The following is a 16,087-nucleotide window of genomic DNA, read 5'->3' as shown; positions in this document are numbered from 1 at the left end:
TTGTGGTGCGGGGCTGATCAGTAACCAGCAGCCAGACCCGTATTGCGACGCGGATCATTCGCGCCATAGAACTTGTTGTTGCCCACCGGCTTGCCGCCCAGCGACGGCGCCCCGACGATGATGGCCGCCAGATGGTTGGCCGGCTGTGGCGCCCCCAGGTTGTGGCCCATGTCCGTCAGCACCTTGCGCGTGTCCGGTGACAGCGCATACGGCTCGACGTTGGTCACGTCCGGCAGCCATTGCTGGTGGAAGCGCGGCATATCCACGGCTTCCTGCACGTTCATGTCGTAGTCGATCGCGTTGATCATGGTCAGCATGACGGCCGTGATGATGCGGCTGCCACCCGGCGTGCCCACCACCATGACGGGCTTGCCGTCCTTGGTGACGATGGTCGGGCTCATGGAAGACAGCGGACGCTTGCCCGGAGCGATCGAGTTGGCTTGCCCCTGCACCAGACCGTACAGGTTCGGCACGCCGACCTTGGCAGTGAAGTCATCCATCTCGTCGTTCAGGATCACGCCCGTCTTGGCGGCCGTGACCTTGGCGCCAAACCAGTCATTGAGCGTGTACGTGACCGACACGGCGTTGCCGTACTTGTCGGCAATCGAGTAGTGCGTCGTGTTGCTGCCTTCATGCGGCTCGACGCCCGGCTTGATGTCCTTCGACACAGCGGCCTTCTTCGGGTCGATCACGGCACGGATCTTTGCTGCGTAGTCCTTGCTCAGCAGACGATCCAGCGGGTTCTTCACGAAGTCCGGGTCGCCCAGGTAGCTGTTGCGGTCCACGTAGGCATGGCGCATGGCTTCGATCTGATAGTGCGTCGCCTGCGCGGAGTGCCAGCCCAGTTCCTTGAGCGGATAGCCCTCCAGAATGTTGAGCATCTCGCAGATGATCACGCCGCCCGAGCTCGGGGGCGGTGCGGAGACCACGTGGTAGCCGCGGTAATCGCACTCGACCGGCGCCAGTTCACGCGTCTTGTAGCTCGTCAGGTCTGCCTGCGTAATCAGACCGCCGCCGGCCTTGCTTGATGCAGCAATGGCCTCCCCGACCCAACCCTTGTAGAAGCCGTCGGTGCCCTTGTTGCTGATCTCGCGCAGCGTCTTGGCCAGGTCATGCTGAACCAGCTTCTCACCCACCTGGAAGGGCTGGCCCTTGTTCAGGAAGATCGCGCCCGAGGCGGCATCTTCCTGGAAGTCCTTGGTGGAGGTGTGCAGCATGTCGACGTCGCCCTGGTCGAGGGTGAAGCCCTTCTCAGCCAGTGCGATGGACGGTGCGATCAGTGCAGCGCGTTGCATGGTGCCGTACTTCTGGCGGGCGTATTCCATGCCCGACACGGTGCCCGGCACGCCCACGGCCAGATGGCCCTTGGTGGAGGCGCCCTTGATGACGTTGCCGTCCTTGTCGAGGTACATGTTGGCGGTGGCGGCCTTCGGCGCGACTTCACGGAAGTCGAGGAAGGTCTTACGGCCATCGGCCAGCTGGATGGTCATGAAACCACCGCCGCCCAGGTTGCCGGCAGCGGGATAGACCACGGCCAGCGCGTAGCCCACCGCCACGGCAGCGTCGACCGCGTTGCCGCCGCGCTTGAGCACTTCCACACCGACCTTGCTGGCCAGGTGCTGCGCCGAGACGACCATCCCGTTTTCTGCTGCAACCGGTGCCACGGATGCGGCGTGTGCGACGGTCGTGATACTGATCGATGCGATTGCGGCGGCGATCCACCGCATGCCTGTTCTTGGATTCTGCATAGGAGCTCCTTTGGTACCTTCATGGACGCCAGTCGTGCCGGCGTACGTGTTATGGCGCGCGAACCTTATCAGGCGCTGCGCCCGGGCACTATAGCCTCATCCCCGTATTGACGCCTTGCGCAGGCGGTGGGCCGTACAGCGTTAGCCCAGCGGCACCTCGAGCCCGACCTTCACGCGATTGAGCACGACGGCCGTGCGGTACCACTTGATGTTGTCGTTGTCATCGAACATGCGGCGCGCCAGGGCTTCGTATTCCGTCATCGTGGCCACGTTGAGGATGAGTACGAAATCGGCCTCCCCGGTCACGTAATAGCACTGCTGCACCTCGGGGCCGGACAGCGCTTTCTTGAGCGCAACCATGGCAGCGGTGTTGGTGCGCTCGGCATGCACTTCGACGATCACGGTGATCGGTTTGGCTACCCGTTCCGGATCCACCACCGCGACGTTGCCGACGATGACACCCGCCTCTTCCATCCGCTTGATGCGCCGCTGCACGGCGGCGGTCGACAAGTTCACCTGCTCCCCAATCACACGCAGCGGCGTGGTGTAGCACCGTTGCACGGCGTTGAGGATGGCGATATCGAAGGTGTCGAGTTCGAGCGGTTTCTGCGCAGCCATGACGGGCTCTAGGTGAGAAATTTTTGCGTCTGGCCACGCAGAATAGCGGAAATTGCTCTGCGGACGTGACATAGGATTTCGTGATCACTGGTTTGCAGAGGCCCCTCCCATGCACTGGCATTCACAGCTCGTCGACCCGGAAACGCTGGCCCCTGGCGGCTTTCGCTCGCTGGCGACACCGGTCTACCGCGGTTCAACCGTGTTGTTCGACAACGCAGCACAGGTGGTGGACGACTGGCGCCACGCCCAGCACGGCTACACCTACGGTCTCTACGGCACGCCCACCGCCATCGAACTGGGTGCGCGGATTGCGCAATTGGAACGTGCCCGCCATAGCTTTATCGTGCCGGGTGGGCAGGCGGCCATCGCCCTCGTCTATCTGGCCTGCTGCGGCGCGGGCAGCCACGCGCTGGTGCCGTTCAACGCCTATGGGCCCAACCGCGCCATGGCCGACGGCCTGCTCAAGCGCATGGGCATCGAGGTGCAAACATACGATCCGCTCATTGGTGCCGGCATTGCAGCACTCATCCGCCCGAACACGACGCTCGTCTGGACGGAAAGCCCTGGCTCGGTCACGATGGAAGTGCAGGACGTGCCGGCCATCGTGGCGGCGGCGCGCACGCGCGGCGTGCCGGTTGCGCTCGACAACACGTATGCGGCCGGCGTGTACTTCGATGCCTTCGCCCACGGGGTCGACATCAGCATGCAGGCGCTGACCAAGTACGTGGGCGGCCACAGCGACCTGTTGCTCGGCTCGGTCTCGGTCAACTCGGAGGCGATGTTCGAGCGCGTGGGGAGTGCGTTTGCAGACCTGGGCATGGGCGCATCGCCCGATGACTGCAGCCTGGCACTGCGCGGCCTGCAAACCTTGGGGCTGCGGCTGGAGCGCCTGCAGGCCTCCACGCTTGCGGTGGCGCGCTGGCTGCATCTGCAGGACAGCATCGCCACCGTGCTGCATCCGGCGTTGCCGTCATGCCCGGGTCACGAATTCTGGAAGCGCGACTTTACCGGCGCGACCAGCGTGTTCTCGGTGGTGTTTCTGGAGAGCGTGTCCGCCGCACAGGTCAACGCGTTTATCGATGCGCTACGTGTGTTCCGGATTGGCATGAGCTGGGGCGGCACAAGCAGCCTGGTGATGCCGTATCCCGATCTGGCGCGTCCGAATCGGCACTATCGCGGCCGCCTGGTGCGGCTCAATGTCGGGCTGGAGGCGCCGGAAGACCTGGTTGCCGATCTGCGGCAAGCCATGGCGCACGCGTTCACCACCCAGCAGGCCGTCACTGCGTAGCGCCCAATACGTCAATCAGCCGACACAAATGGCGGTGCCCGCCGCCGCACCGGCTGCGCCTTGACGATGGCGGTGTTGGTCTCAGCATGGTCAGCCACGCGATCGAGGATGTGGTCGAGCTGGTCGATCGAGCGCACATACAGCCGGGCGATAAAGCAGTCCTCGCCCGTGACCTTGTCGCATTCGCCAATCTGCGGAATCTCTTCGATCAGCTTCTGCACGATATGCAGCTTGCCCGGCATGGGCCGCACCCGCACGATGGCCTGCAGCGTGTAGCCCAGCGCTTTCGGGTCGATGTCGACCGTGTAATGGCGGATCACGCCACGCTCCTCCAGCCGGCGCAGGCGCTCCGACACGCTCGGCGACGACAGCCCCACCTGCTCGGCCAGTTGCTTGAGCGAGATGCGGGAATCGGTCAGCAGGACATCCAGAATCCGCTGATCCAGCTCATCAATCGTGCTCATTGCGCCTCCTGACGGCCATTGGTGTCTTTGGCCTTATTTCATTAGCAAGAACCATCAGTTTGCCTCAGAAAAGCAATGGAAGTCAGGCAATGCGCATGCGATCCTTCTTGCATACAAAAACACGGGGCAGCTTCATGAACGACAAGACACGCGGCACGGTCGAGATGACCACCGCCATGACGATTTCCGGGACGATCGGCTGGTTCGTGGTCCGCTCGGGCCAACCGGTGATGGACGTGGTGTTCTGGCGCTGTCTGTTCGGCGCGATCACGCTGCTGGCGGTATGCGCAGCGCTGGGGCTGCTGCGCGGCGCTATCACCTGGAAGCGCACGGGCATTGCCGCATTGGGCGGAGTGGCCATCGTTATCAACTGGCTGCTGCTGTTTGCTGCGTATCCGAGGGCGTCCATCTCGATTGCCACGGCGGTCTACAACACGCAGCCGTTCATGCTGGTGGGGCTGGGTGCCCTGTTTCTATCGGAGCGCCTGACGGCAGCCAAGCTGACATGGTTGGCCATAGCCTTTGTCGGGGTCGTGCTGATCGTGCAAGTGGGGCCGGCGGCGGCTAGCGGCACGGACTACCTGATGGGCATCGCGCTGGCGCTGGGGGCGGCATTTGCCTATGCGGTGGCGGCCATCATCACCAAGAAGCTGGCCGGTACGCCACCGCACCTGATTGCGCTCATCCAGGTGTGCGTGGGCGTGCTGATGCTGGCGCCGCTGGCCAACCTGTCACACCCGCCGGCCGATGCCCATACGTGGGTGCTGCTGGTGACGGTGGGCGTGGTGCACACCGGGCTGATGTACATCCTGCTGTACGGCGCCATTCAGCGGTTGCCGACGCACCTGACGGGGTCACTCTCGTTCATCTACCCGATCGTCGCAATTGCCGTTGACATCATTGCCTTCGGGCATCGGCTGCAACTGGCGCAGTTTCTGGGCGCGGGGGCCATCCTGCTGGCGGCGGCGGGCATGAACCTAGGTTGGTCGCCTTATCGGTGGCTACGGCCGGGGGCAGATTCGGCCGCTGTCAAATAATGCAATACGCTTAAGCCCCCACAACACGAATCCGCCGCCCAACTGCTGTTATTCTTGTGCGTTTTCCGCCGGCCACCCGGGCGCGCCCTGCGCCCGCCTCTCTCTCTTGACGCCGGACGGACGCAGAACTCCAGAACATACGCACAAGATGAAGGAAGGCCACCCGCCACAACCGGGCCGCGAAGCCGCGATCGCCTGGATCCGGGAACAAATGCAAACCTATGCGCTGTCGGTCGAAGACCTGCAGGCACGGGGCTGCTTCGATTTACCGCCCCCACCCGTCGGCCCCACTTATATGAGCGCCGACGGCCAGCATTGGGACGGCGCAGGCGACATGCCCGACTGGCTGCAGCGCGCAGTCAACGCAGGGCAGAGCATCGAGCATTTCCGTGTGAGCTGAAAAAACGCCGCAGGTACACGGGTTGCGTCTTTTGGGGTACAGGCGCCGCCGATTGACCGATCCTGACCATCAGATGGCCCGGCTGGCGCCCCAACCTACGGAGGACGTCATCATGCCGGACCGCAAGACCGTTGAACGTGCGCGCGCCGACAAGCGCCACGGCAAAGCCGCCTCGACGCAGGCTGGCAACTTCGTCAAGGAAGAGATCGATCACATCCGCGAGGGCAAGCACGGTGCCGGAAACACCAAGCAAGCCGTCGCCATCGGGCTATCCAAGGCGCGCCGGGCTGGGGTCGCCGTCAAACCGCCTGCGGCCGGCAAGGCCTCTGCCGCTACCCGCAAGAAAGCCGAGCGCGACATCCAGGCTGGCAGCGGCAAGAAGACCCAGGGTGCAGCCAGCAGCGAATCCACCAGCACACGCAGCCAGGCAACCTCCCGCGCGCTGAAGAAAGAGAGCAGCGCCGCAGTCTCCAAACCAGCGCTGTCCCGTCAGGGACGCAGTGCAGCATCCGAGCACTCCAGCCGCGAGCGCTCTGCGGCAGCGAAGCGCGGCGCTGCAACCAAGGGGGTCTCCGGGCGCTCAGCCGCCGCCAAGAAGGCTGCACGCACCCGTGCGGCGCGCGCCAGATAGTCACGCCAGCATCACCTGAAGGCGGCCTTTTCCGGGCCGCCTTTTTTCTTGGGCGGCACGGCTTTTCGCCCACCAAAAAAATTTTTCGTTTTCCGTATCAGGAATCTGTCAGTGCGGCGACCAAGTTGCACGGAACGCGTTTGCGCATTGCCGCAGCGCACCGTACAGCGAGGCAATCACGCCTTTGCTGGTCAAAAGACACCTGCTCAATCAAGGAGAACGCAAATGAAACAACAAGCCATCATCGCCGCCGCCCTGGGTAGCCTGCTCGTACTGGGCGCCCTGTCGACTCCGGTGCAAGCGGCAGACGCCGCTGGCAAAGAAAAGTGTTACGGCGTGGCCAAGGCCGGCCAGAACGATTGCGCCAGCCCGGGCAGCGCCCACGCCTGCGCCGGCCAATCGAAGATCGACAAGGACCCGATGTCGTGGAAGTACGTGCCGGCCGGCACCTGCGCGCAGATGGGCGGCACGATGCAAGCGCCGTCCAAGTAAGCGTCAGCCGACGACCCGGGTGACCGCCATGCAGACCACTCTACCCACGTGCGCCGGTGCAGGCCTGCGCGCCCCGCACTTTCCCGCTCTGCTGCACGAGGAAGCCCGCTTCCCCTGGGTGGAAGTGCACAGCGAGAACTACCTGTATGGCGGCCCGGCCCGCGCCGCGCTGCTGGCCGCACGGGCGCACCAGCCCGTGAGCCTGCACGGCGTGGGCATGGGGCTCGGCAATGCCGACGGGCTGGACATTGACCACGTGCGTGCCATTGCCACGCTGGCCGATGCCGTGGCGCCCGCCGCCATTTCCGAGCACCTGTGCTTTAACCGCAGCGGTGCCCAGGTCGTCAACGACCTGCTGCCCCTGCCCTATTCCCGCGAGTCGCTCGAACTCGTGTGCGCCAACGTCATGCGCGCGCAGGACACTCTCAAGCGGCCGCTGCTGATTGAAAACATCGCCGCGTATATCGATTGCCGCGCGCTGGTCGATGCCGAGGAGGCCGTCTCCGAAGGCACCTTCCTGACTGCACTCGCGCGCCGCACCGGCTGCGGCATCCTGCTGGACCTCAACAATCTCTACGTCAACAGCGTCAACCACGGCGTGACAGTCGAATCGGTGTTGGCCGACATCGACCCCGCGCTGGTGGGTGAGATTCACCTGGCCGGCTTCAGCGTGGAAGACGGCATGCTGATCGACACGCACAGCGCGCCGGTCCATGCGCCGGTCTGGGCGATCTACGAAGCGTGGATCGCCACCCATGGTGCACGTCCGACGCTCATCGAGTGGGATGCAGACATCCCGCCCGTGCAGGTGCTGCTGCAGGAAGCCGCGCGTGCTCAAGTCATCCTCGACCGGCATGCACGTTCCACAGTCACGGAGAGCGACCATGCGCCTGCCTGACTGGGAAGCTCATCTGATCAGTACGCTCACAGCACCGCCCACAGGCAGTGACGACTCGCGCGGCGTGGCCGTCTATCGCAACGCGCGCCTGGCCATCCTGCGCAACACATTGGCTGGTGCCTATCCGGTCTGCCGTGCACTCGTTGGCGATGACTGCTTCGATGCCATCGTGCGCGACACGCTGGCAGTACAGGGCTCGACGTCGGCCAACCTGCATCGGTATGGCGATGCCTTGCCCGAGGTGATTGCGCAATCGCCGCTGGCCGGCAGCGTGCCGTATCTGGCTGACGTGGCGCGATTGGAATGGCATGTGCACTGGGCGCACTACGCGCCCGATGCGCAACCTCAGGCGCTGGACGCCGCGGCACTCGGCACGCTGCTCGCACAGCCAGCGGACACCCTCCGTGCGGGTCTCGTCGACGGGGCTTGGTATGTAGCATCGCCGTGGCCGGTTGTGTCGATCTGGCGGGCGCATCAGCCCGACGCGACGATCGCGTTGAGCAACATCGGCCTGGATACGCACGAAGCAGCGATCGTCACCGTGCAAGACCGCCGCGTCGTCGTGCTCGATCTTGATGCGAGCACCGCCGCGTTTCTCGCAGCCTGCGATGCAACGCCATCACTGGAGGCGGCTCTCACACAAACATTGGCTGTACAGGCAGATTTCGACCTCACGGCTTGCCTGGCCGGTCTCTATCGCGCGGGGCTGCTCGCGCTGTCTACACACACCACATCCCCCTCCGGAGACACGCCATGAACACCGCCACCCTCGCCCCGTTCACGCGCATCCGCGCCGTGTTCGATCGTTTTGCCGGCCCGCAGAGCGGCTTGTGCTCGCTCATCTTGCTGATCGCACGGGCGTACCTCTTCTATGTGTTCTTCCGCTCGGGCCTGACCAAGCTGCACGACTGGGACACCACCGTGTTGCTCTTCACCGAGGAATACAAGGTCCCGCTATTGCCGCCCATGCTGGCAGCGGCGCTGGGCACCTTTGGCGAAATCGTCTTCCCCTCGTTGATGCTGATCGGCATCGTCCCGCGACTGGCGGCGGCGGGGTTGTTCTTCGTCAACGTCGTGGCCGCGCTGTCGTACTGGGCGAACCTGTCCGCCTCGGCCATCGAATTCCACTTCGTATGGGGCGTGCTGATCGCGATCGTGGCGACGGTTGGGCCGGGCTGGCTGGCGTTGCAGACGCTGTGGCAGCGCAAGCAAACCACCGCGCCGGGTCACGCATATTGACCAGCAGAGCATAAGACGCGCAGTTTCGGTGCAGGGCGGCAGGCTTATCATGTGGGCCTGTCGCCATTTTTTCAGGAGCATCGATGCGCTTCCCCTCGTTGTCCTTGGTAGTCCGGGCTGGTATGCCACGCCGGCAGATCGGCGTACTGGCAGCAATTGGCGCCGCATCGGTGCTGACGGCATGCGCCTGGGGCGATGGCCCCGACCGCACCGGCGCCCGCATGACCGACGACTCCCTGCTGTCATATCAGGTGAAGGCCGCACTTGATCAGGACACGGCCCTGAATACCCACCAGATCCGCATCCACACCACGCCGGAAGGCAAGGTCACCCTCACCGGCTGGGTCGATTCCGCCGAAATGGCGCGCCGCGCGGGCGAAGACGTCAAGCGCTTCGTTGATCCGGCCAAGTTGGACAACCAACTGCGAATCCTCTCGCGCAGCCAGGTGCTCGGCGGCGGCCCGCTGATCCCGGCCGGCCTGCCGCCCGCAGCACCGGCCAGCGCTCCAGCCGCGCGCTAAGCGTGTTGCGTGCCCGTACGGGCGGGCACGCGCCCCACCGGCATCAACTGCAACAGCCCGAAACCCACCTCCGCGATCAGGAACGGCACCACCAGCAGCGTAGCCCCTGACATCAATGCGAACGCTTGCCAGGCTGAAAAGAGCCAACGCGCAACGGCGTCGTAACGGCCCAGCGTCACACTGGCCTGCCGGAGTCGCAGCACCGACCACACGCACACCACAGACCCCATCAGGTTGGCCATCAGCAGATGCGCCGGCTCGAACGCCGGCAGGCTGCCGATACCCAGCGCACCGGCCAGCACATTCAAGGCTTGATGCAGCAGCGCGAACGTCCACGGCGTGGCAAACGGTGCGGATACGATCAGGTCGTACCAGGCGCTGGCGCGCACGATGCGCAGAAAAGTCGATTCGGAAACCACGGCAACACTCCAGAAGTGAAAGAAGCATCACCGTAAACTCTGGTGTACGCTCCAAGGTCAAGCCCGTTTCTGTTGCGAGACCCTATGCCCCCCACCCTCCCCGCCCGCACCGACGATCTTTCCATTGGCGACCTGGCCGCCGCCACCGACGTCTCGCGCGACGGCCTGCGCTTTTACGAGGCGCGCGGCCTGATCCGCGCGCGGCGACGCAGCAACGGTTACCGCGCCTACCCGCCTGAAACCGTTGAACTGGTGCGCTACGTGCGCACGGCCCAGCAGCTCGGCTTCACGCTGGCCGAAATTGGCGAGGGCATGGACCTGGTGTGGCAGCAACCCGACACGGATGCCGCAGTCACCGCCCTACTGCGCGAAAAGCTGTCCAGCATCGACGCCCGCATCGCCAGCCTGCAGGCCATGCGCGACGCCCTGGCCACGCGGCTGGGCCTGCCATGCCCACTTGCGCCAACGTGAGAAGGCCGACATGTCTTGTCATATAACTGACGCAGACTGCCGCCTTGGAGCGATTTGCTGCGGTTTTTCGCGTTTTCCCACCTCCTGACGGCTTGCTGAGTCATGAAAGGCGCTTGAAAGATCGCGTCGGTAAAAACGCTCCCGTCTCAAGGGGAGTCTCTGCAGTGAAACATTGGGGTGCATTCCATCCACGTGCCTGGGCCGCGCTGTGCGTGGCGACCAGCCTGCCGCTGACAGCGGCATGGGCAGGCGCGTCAAAGCCGGCCACACCGGTACCAATGCCGACGATGCCGGCTGCCGCCAGCCTGCCTGTGGCCACCATGCCACCCGTCAAGTCGGCCGTGCCGGGCGTGACCGGCCCTGGTTTCAACCTGGTTGAGCTGCTGCAGGAACTGAAAGGCAACAATCCGCAGCTCATGCAGGCCCGCCATGCCTATCTGGCGGCCAAGTCTGTGCCACCGCAATTGGCCGCGCCCAACAACCCGCAGCTCGGCTACATCTGGAACAGCATCCCCAAGGGGTTTCCGCTGGCAGTCAACCGGGCGGGCGGCAGCCAGTACAACCTGACGCAGCAGATTCCGTTTCCGGGCAAGAAATCGCTGGCCGCCGAGATTGCCGACCGACAGGCCGAATCGCTGAACGCCCAGTCCGACGCGTTGTACCTGCAGCTCTACGCACAGCTTTCGACCACGTATTACCAGGCGATCTCGCTGCAGAAGCAGATCGACGTGCAAAAGCTGACCATCACGCGCCTGGAGCAGGTCAAGCAGATCACGCGCGTGCGCTACGCCAACAATGCGGCGGCGTATGCCGATTTCCTCAACGCGCAGGTCATGCAGAGCAGCGCCCAGAACGATCTGTTTGCCGCGCAGCGCCAGTACGACAGCACGCTGCAAACGCTCAACACCCTCATCGGCAAAGAGCCGAGCTTCCCGCTGGAGCTGCGCACCGACGATGAATCCGTGCGCCTGCCCGACGAGCCGCTGCCCGAGCTGGAAAACCAGGCGCTGCGCGAGCACCCGTCGATCAAGGCGTCAGCCGAGTTGATTGACGCCGCACGCAAGAGCGTGACGCTGGCGCGCAAGGCGTACCTGCCTGACTTCCAGGTCATCGCCACGGTCACAACCGACAACCCGCCGTATGGCGTGCGCCCGAACAGCTACCAGATCGAGCTGGATCTGATCATCCCCTTCTGGTTCTTCACCAAGGAGAAGTACGGCGTGAACCAGGCGGTGGAAAGCCAGATCGCCACCGAGGCCAATGACGTGTCCGTGCGTCAGCAAACGCTGCTGGCGGTCGATACCTCGTACAACACGCTGCGCCAGACGCTCGCGCAGCTCGACTTCAACAAGCAGCGGCAACTGCCGCAGGCGCTGGCGGCCTATCGCGTGACGATGACCAACTACGCCAGCAACAACGCCGATTTCAATGACCTGCTGACCGCGCAGGGCGCACTCAAGAACGCCGAACTGGCGGTCGCCCAGGCGCAGGCCACGGCCCTGCAGGCCTATCACGCATTGCTCGCGGCCACCGGCCGTTCGCCGGTTCAAGCTCAATAAGACCATGAAGAAGTTTTCTCCTATCGTTGCCGTGATTGCCCTGGCTGCCGCTGTTGCTGTTGGCGTAGTGGTGGGGCGCAAGTGGCCCGCCGCCCCGTCGCCCAACGCTGCCGACACCGCCAAGCCTGCAAGCAACGCGGCATCTGCCCCCGCTGCAGCCGCTGCGCGCCCGAAACCCGATTCCGTGGAAATCCCGGCCGGCGGCTTTGACCCGCAGCAGGTGCAGGTCGCGCACGTCAGCCAGCGCACTGTGCCGGTGGAGCTGTCCAGCCCCGGCAAGCTGGCCTTTAACGCGGAGCGCACCAAGCTGGCGTCTTCCCGCGTGGCGGGCCGACTGGATCGCATCCTGGTGTTCGAAGGCGCGCTGGTGCAGGAAGGCCAGCCGCTGGCGGAGCTGTACTCGCCAGATTTCATCTCTGCCCAGAAGGAGTACCTGCTGGCGCTCAGCACCGCGCGCCAGCTCAAGGGCTCCAACATGAAAGACTTGCAGGAAGACGCGGAGGCCACCGTGCAATCCGCTGCGGGTCGGCTGCACGTATTGGGCCTGACCGACGCGGATGTCGCGCAGATTGCCAAGCGTGGCGCGCCCGCCGAGCACATGACGCTGCGCGCGCCCATCTCGGGCACCATCGTCAAGCGCAACATGGACCCAGGTGCCTTCCTGAACGTGGGCGACTCGTTCATGAGCATCGTTGATACACGCCAGCTGTGGTTCACCGGCAATCTGTATGAGAACGACATCGCCAGCGTGCACATCGGCCAGCCGATCACGCTGCACACGGCTGCGTACCCCGACCGCGATTTCACCGGCCGCGTGAGCTTCATCGCCCCGAATATTGACCCGGCCACGCACACGCTGACGGTCCGCTGCGACGTACCCAATCCGGATGGCCTGCTACGCCCCGAGATGTATTCGACCGCGCGCATCCAGATCGGCAGCGGCCTGGCGTCGGTGGTGCCCAAGTCCGCGCTGGTCAAGGAGCGCGGCAGCTACTACGTGATCGTGCAGAGCGATGCAACGCATTTCAAGCGCGTGCAGGTGCAAGGCAAGGACACCGGCGCCGATGGCAGCTTTGCGGTCACAGCCGGTCTGGATGCCTCATCACAAGTGGTGGTGCGCGGTGCTGCCCTGCTCAATGAAATGATCGTGAAGGCGGGGGCGTAGGCATGAGCTTCAACCCGATCGCGGGCATTCTCAAACGGCGGCTGCTGATCGTCTTCCTGGCGATTGCGCTGCTGGTGGTAGGCATTCTGTCGTTCAAGGAACTGCCGCTGCAGGCGTATCCGGGCGTGGCGCCGCTGTCGGTACAGGCCATTACCCAGTGGCCGGGCCGCAGCACGACTGAAGTCGAGCAGCAGATCACCATCCCCATTGAAAACGCACTGGCTGGCGTGCCGGAGGTGCAGTCGTTCCGTTCGGTGTCGCTGTTCGGGCTGTCGGTGGTGACGCTCAAGTTCAAGGAAGGCACCGACAGCTTCAAGGCACGGCAGAACTTCTCGCAGTACCTGGCGCAGGCCAATCTGCCCACGGGCATCCAACCTGCCCTGAGCCCAGACTCCGACGCCACGGGTGAAATCATGCGCTTCCGCCTGGTGGGCGACGGCGTGGATCTCACCACGCTCAAGAGCTACCAGGACTACGACATCACCAAGGAGCTCAAGCACGTGCAAGGCGTGGCGGACGTGAGCTCCTTCGGCGGCAAGGTGAAGGAGTACCACATCGTGCCGTCGCCGGCGAAGCTGCAGTCATATGGCATCACGCTGTCGCAGCTCATCACGGCCATCGGCAACGCCAACAACAACACCGGCGGCAACCTGCTGCGCGACGGCGAGCAGCAGTTCGTGGTGCGCGGCGTGGGCCTGCTGCAGACGGTGGAAGACATCCGCAACGTGGTGGTCAACGCCAACAACGGCGTGCCGGTGCGCGTGCGTGACATTGCCGAGGTGGAAGTCGGCAACGTGCAGCGCCTGGGCATGGTGCAGTACAACGACCAGCCCGACGTGGTGGAAGGCATCGTGCTGCTCAAGCGCGACGCCAATGCCACCGAGGTGCTGGCCAAGGTGCGCGACAAGGTTGCCGAGCTGAACAACAGCATCCTGCCGAAGGACATCCAGATCAAGCCGTTCTACGACCGCCAAGTGCTGCTCGACATCACCATGGGCACGGTGGAACACACGCTGGTGGTGGGCATTGCGCTGGTACTGGCTGTCCTGTTCGTGTTCCTGGGCAACCTGCGTGCGGCGGCCGTTGTGGCGGCGGTGATTCCGCTGGCACTGTGCGTGTCGTTCATCAACATGGAGCACTTCCATGTGCCGGCCAACCTGATCTCGCTGGGCGCGATCGACTTTGGCGTGATTGTGGATGCGGCGGTGATCGTGATGGAAAACATCATGCGTCACCTGGAAGAAGGTGCCGAAAAGCTGGAAGACGCCATCGTCAAGGCCACCAACGAAGTGCAGCGCGCGATGATCTTCTCCACGGGCATCATCATCGTGGCGTACTCGCCGCTGTTCTTCATCGGTGGTGTGGAAGGCATCATCTTCAAGCCGATGGCGTTCACGATGGGCTTTGCGCTGCTGGCCTCGATCGTGCTGAGCCTGACCTTCGTGCCGGCCGCCACGTCGTTCGTGTTCGGCAAGTCGCTGCATCCGCATTCGCCGGCCTTTGTCGGTGCGATCCTGCGCTGGTACAAGCCGCTGCTGCGCAAACTTATCGCGCGCCCGAAAACGGTGTTTGCCGCTGCCCTCGCCGCACTGGGCCTGACGCTGTACAGCGCCAGCTTCCTGGGCACGGAGTTCCTGCCAACGCTGGAAGAAAACAACCTGTGGCTGCGCATCACGCTGCCGAATACGGTGGACCTGAACTACTCCGCCTCGGTGGCCAACGACCTGCGCACGTACTTCGCCAAGCAGCCGGAAATCCAGAAGGTTTCGGTACAGATCGGCCGGCCGGACGACGGCACCGACTCCACCGGCGTGTTCAATCAGGAGTACGGCCTGTACTTCTCGTCGCCTGACAAGTGGGGCCCCGGCGTGACCAAGACGCATCTGGTTGAACGTCTGGCCAAGCATCTGGAGAAGATTCCGGGCATCGAATACAACTTCTCGCAGTACATCCAAGACAACGTGGATGAGGCGCTCTCGGGCGTGAAGGGCGAGAACTCGGTCAAGCTGTTTGGCAACGACCTCGACATGCTCGAGGCCAAGGCCACCGAAATCCAGGCACAGCTCAAGAAGGTGCAGGGTCTGGTGGACGTGGGCATCTTCCGCGAGCTGGGTCAGCCAACGCTGAACGTATCGATCGACCGCCAGGCCGCCGCGCGCTTCAACATCAACGTGAGCGACGTGCAAAACCTGGTGCAGTACGCCATTGGCGGCTCGCCGGTCACGCAGATCCTGGAAGGCGAGAAATCGTTCGGGCTGGCAGTGCGCCTGAACCAGCAGTCGCGTGCCTCGTACGACGCCATCCGCGAGCTGTTGATCGACACGCCTGATGGCCAGCACATCCCGCTGTCGATGATCGCCAAGGTGCAGATGACCGACGGCCCGTTCTTCATCTACCGCGAAGAAGGCAAGCGCTACATCGCCATCAAGTTCGGTGTGCGTGGGCGTGACCTCGGCAGTGCAGTAGACGAGGCGCAGCGCATGGTTGGCAACAACGTCAAGCTGCCCGAGGGCTACACCGTCAAGTGGGACGGCCAGTTCAACGAGATGAAGGTCGCCCAGGGCAAGCTGATGGTGATCGTGCCGCTGACGATCCTGGTGATCTTCCTGCTGCTGTACAGCACGTTCGGCAACTTCAAAGACGCGCTGATGGTGGTGCTGAACGTGCCGTTTGCTGCTATCGGCGGGTTGCTGGCGCTGCATATCGCCAACGAGACGCTGTCGATCTCGGCGGGTATCGGCTTCCTGTCGCTATTCGGGATCGCCATTCAGGACGGGGTGATTCTGATCTCGTACGTCAACCGCCTGGCGCACTCCGAGAACCTGCATGAAGCGACGGTAGAGGGTGCCGCGTTGCGCTTGCGCCCCGTCATCATGACGGCCATGCTGGCGGGCCTGGGCCTGCTGCCGGCGGCGCTGTCGCACAGCATCGGCTCCGAAGCGCAACGCCCGCTGGCGCTGGTGATTGTCGGCGGCATGGTGACGACGACGATCCTCACGCTGCTGGTGCTGCCGGTGGTGTTCACGTGGGCGCACCGCAATCGCGGCACGCCGCCGCGCGAGCCGGACGTCACGCCGACTGCCGCCATGCTGCCCTGAGCCCCAAGCGCTCACAGCCCGGTCGGGCGTATCGCCTCA

Annotated in this window: 17 protein-coding genes; 13 read left to right on the top strand and 4 right to left on the bottom strand. The window is 64.1% G+C overall.

Annotated elements, in window-relative coordinates; translation table 11 throughout:
* Positions 1 to 17: 17 nt before the first annotated feature.
* Positions 18 to 1,748, bottom strand: coding sequence for a gamma-glutamyltransferase (ggt, locus tag V6657_RS23810; protein WP_048936047.1), 1,731 nt, complete (start codon positions 1,746 to 1,748; stop codon positions 18 to 20).
* 141 nt (positions 1,749 to 1,889) lie between these two features.
* The gene (locus V6657_RS23805) at positions 1,890 to 2,366 is read right to left on the bottom strand and encodes an Lrp/AsnC family transcriptional regulator (RefSeq protein WP_048936046.1); all 477 of its coding nucleotides are present in this window, start codon (positions 2,364 to 2,366) and stop codon (positions 1,890 to 1,892) included.
* Positions 2,367 to 2,475: 109 nt separating this feature from the next.
* On the opposite strand from V6657_RS23805, the gene V6657_RS23800 reads away from it, so the two are divergent.
* On the top strand, positions 2,476 to 3,654 hold the full coding sequence (locus V6657_RS23800) for a cystathionine beta-lyase (protein ID WP_048936045.1): 1,179 nt from the start codon (positions 2,476 to 2,478) through the stop codon (positions 3,652 to 3,654).
* 11 nt (positions 3,655 to 3,665) lie between these two features.
* On the opposite strand, the gene V6657_RS23795 is transcribed toward V6657_RS23800, so the two are convergent.
* Positions 3,666 to 4,118: an Lrp/AsnC family transcriptional regulator gene (locus tag V6657_RS23795; RefSeq protein ID WP_048936044.1), complete on the bottom strand. Its 453-nt coding sequence runs from the start codon at positions 4,116 to 4,118 to the stop codon at positions 3,666 to 3,668.
* Between the two features lie 134 nt (positions 4,119 to 4,252).
* Here V6657_RS23795 and V6657_RS23790 point away from each other — a divergent pair, with 134 nt between their 5' ends.
* From V6657_RS23790 to V6657_RS23755, 8 genes are all read left to right on the top strand, one after another.
* A complete protein-coding gene (locus V6657_RS23790; protein WP_048936043.1) occupies positions 4,253 to 5,155 on the top strand; it encodes a DMT family transporter in 903 nt (300 codons plus the stop codon).
* Between the two features lie 148 nt (positions 5,156 to 5,303).
* Entirely contained in the window at positions 5,304 to 5,555 is a 252-nt protein-coding gene (locus V6657_RS23785) for an H-NS family nucleoid-associated regulatory protein (protein WP_048936042.1), read from the top strand.
* A gap of 112 nt (positions 5,556 to 5,667) precedes the next feature.
* Positions 5,668 to 6,186: a hypothetical protein gene (locus V6657_RS23780; protein WP_048936079.1), complete on the top strand. Its 519-nt coding sequence runs from the start codon at positions 5,668 to 5,670 to the stop codon at positions 6,184 to 6,186.
* Between the two features lie 225 nt (positions 6,187 to 6,411).
* Positions 6,412 to 6,678 (top strand): DUF2282 domain-containing protein, encoded by a 267-nt coding sequence (locus V6657_RS23775; protein ID WP_048936041.1) that lies wholly within the window; start codon positions 6,412 to 6,414, stop codon positions 6,676 to 6,678.
* A 28-nt stretch (positions 6,679 to 6,706) separates the two neighbouring features.
* Positions 6,707 to 7,576 (top strand): DUF692 domain-containing protein, encoded by an 870-nt coding sequence (locus V6657_RS23770; protein ID WP_048936078.1) that lies wholly within the window; start codon positions 6,707 to 6,709, stop codon positions 7,574 to 7,576.
* Complete coding sequence (locus V6657_RS23765) at positions 7,563 to 8,333, top strand: DNA-binding domain-containing protein (protein WP_048936040.1); 771 nt, start codon at positions 7,563 to 7,565, stop codon at positions 8,331 to 8,333. The genes V6657_RS23770 and V6657_RS23765 overlap by 14 nt, the downstream gene beginning before the upstream one ends.
* Complete coding sequence (locus tag V6657_RS23760; RefSeq protein WP_048936039.1) at positions 8,330 to 8,815, top strand: DoxX family protein; 486 nt, start codon at positions 8,330 to 8,332, stop codon at positions 8,813 to 8,815. The genes V6657_RS23765 and V6657_RS23760 overlap by 4 nt, the downstream gene beginning before the upstream one ends.
* Before the next feature lie 83 nt (positions 8,816 to 8,898).
* The gene (locus V6657_RS23755) at positions 8,899 to 9,336 is read left to right on the top strand and encodes a BON domain-containing protein (RefSeq protein WP_048936038.1); all 438 of its coding nucleotides are present in this window, start codon (positions 8,899 to 8,901) and stop codon (positions 9,334 to 9,336) included.
* On the opposite strand, the gene V6657_RS23750 is transcribed toward V6657_RS23755, so the two are convergent.
* Positions 9,333 to 9,755 carry a hypothetical protein gene (locus tag V6657_RS23750; protein ID WP_048936037.1) on the bottom strand — a complete coding sequence of 141 codons (423 nt, stop codon included), beginning with the start codon at positions 9,753 to 9,755 and terminating at the stop codon, positions 9,333 to 9,335. The genes V6657_RS23755 and V6657_RS23750 overlap by 4 nt on opposite strands.
* A gap of 84 nt (positions 9,756 to 9,839) precedes the next feature.
* On the opposite strand from V6657_RS23750, the gene V6657_RS23745 reads away from it, so the two are divergent.
* The 4 genes from V6657_RS23745 to V6657_RS23730 all read left to right on the top strand — a co-directional run bounded on the left by V6657_RS23745 (position 9,840) and on the right by V6657_RS23730 (position 16,048).
* Positions 9,840 to 10,226: a MerR family transcriptional regulator gene (locus tag V6657_RS23745; RefSeq protein WP_182570815.1), complete on the top strand. Its 387-nt coding sequence runs from the start codon at positions 9,840 to 9,842 to the stop codon at positions 10,224 to 10,226.
* A 164-nt stretch (positions 10,227 to 10,390) separates the two neighbouring features.
* Entirely contained in the window at positions 10,391 to 11,785 is a 1,395-nt protein-coding gene (locus V6657_RS23740) for a TolC family protein (protein ID WP_171017993.1), read from the top strand.
* 4 nt (positions 11,786 to 11,789) lie between these two features.
* A complete protein-coding gene (locus V6657_RS23735; RefSeq protein WP_048935934.1) occupies positions 11,790 to 12,950 on the top strand; it encodes an efflux RND transporter periplasmic adaptor subunit in 1,161 nt (386 codons plus the stop codon).
* Positions 12,951 to 12,952: 2 nt separating this feature from the next.
* On the top strand, positions 12,953 to 16,048 hold the full coding sequence (locus V6657_RS23730) for a CusA/CzcA family heavy metal efflux RND transporter (RefSeq protein WP_048935933.1): 3,096 nt from the start codon (positions 12,953 to 12,955) through the stop codon (positions 16,046 to 16,048).
* The last annotated feature ends 39 nt before the right edge of the window (positions 16,049 to 16,087 follow it).

It is taken from the genome of Ralstonia sp. RRA, from assembly GCF_037023145.1.
Classification (GTDB): Bacteria; Pseudomonadota; Gammaproteobacteria; order Burkholderiales; family Burkholderiaceae; genus Ralstonia.
This window is presented reverse-complemented; position numbering and strand designations above follow the sequence as displayed.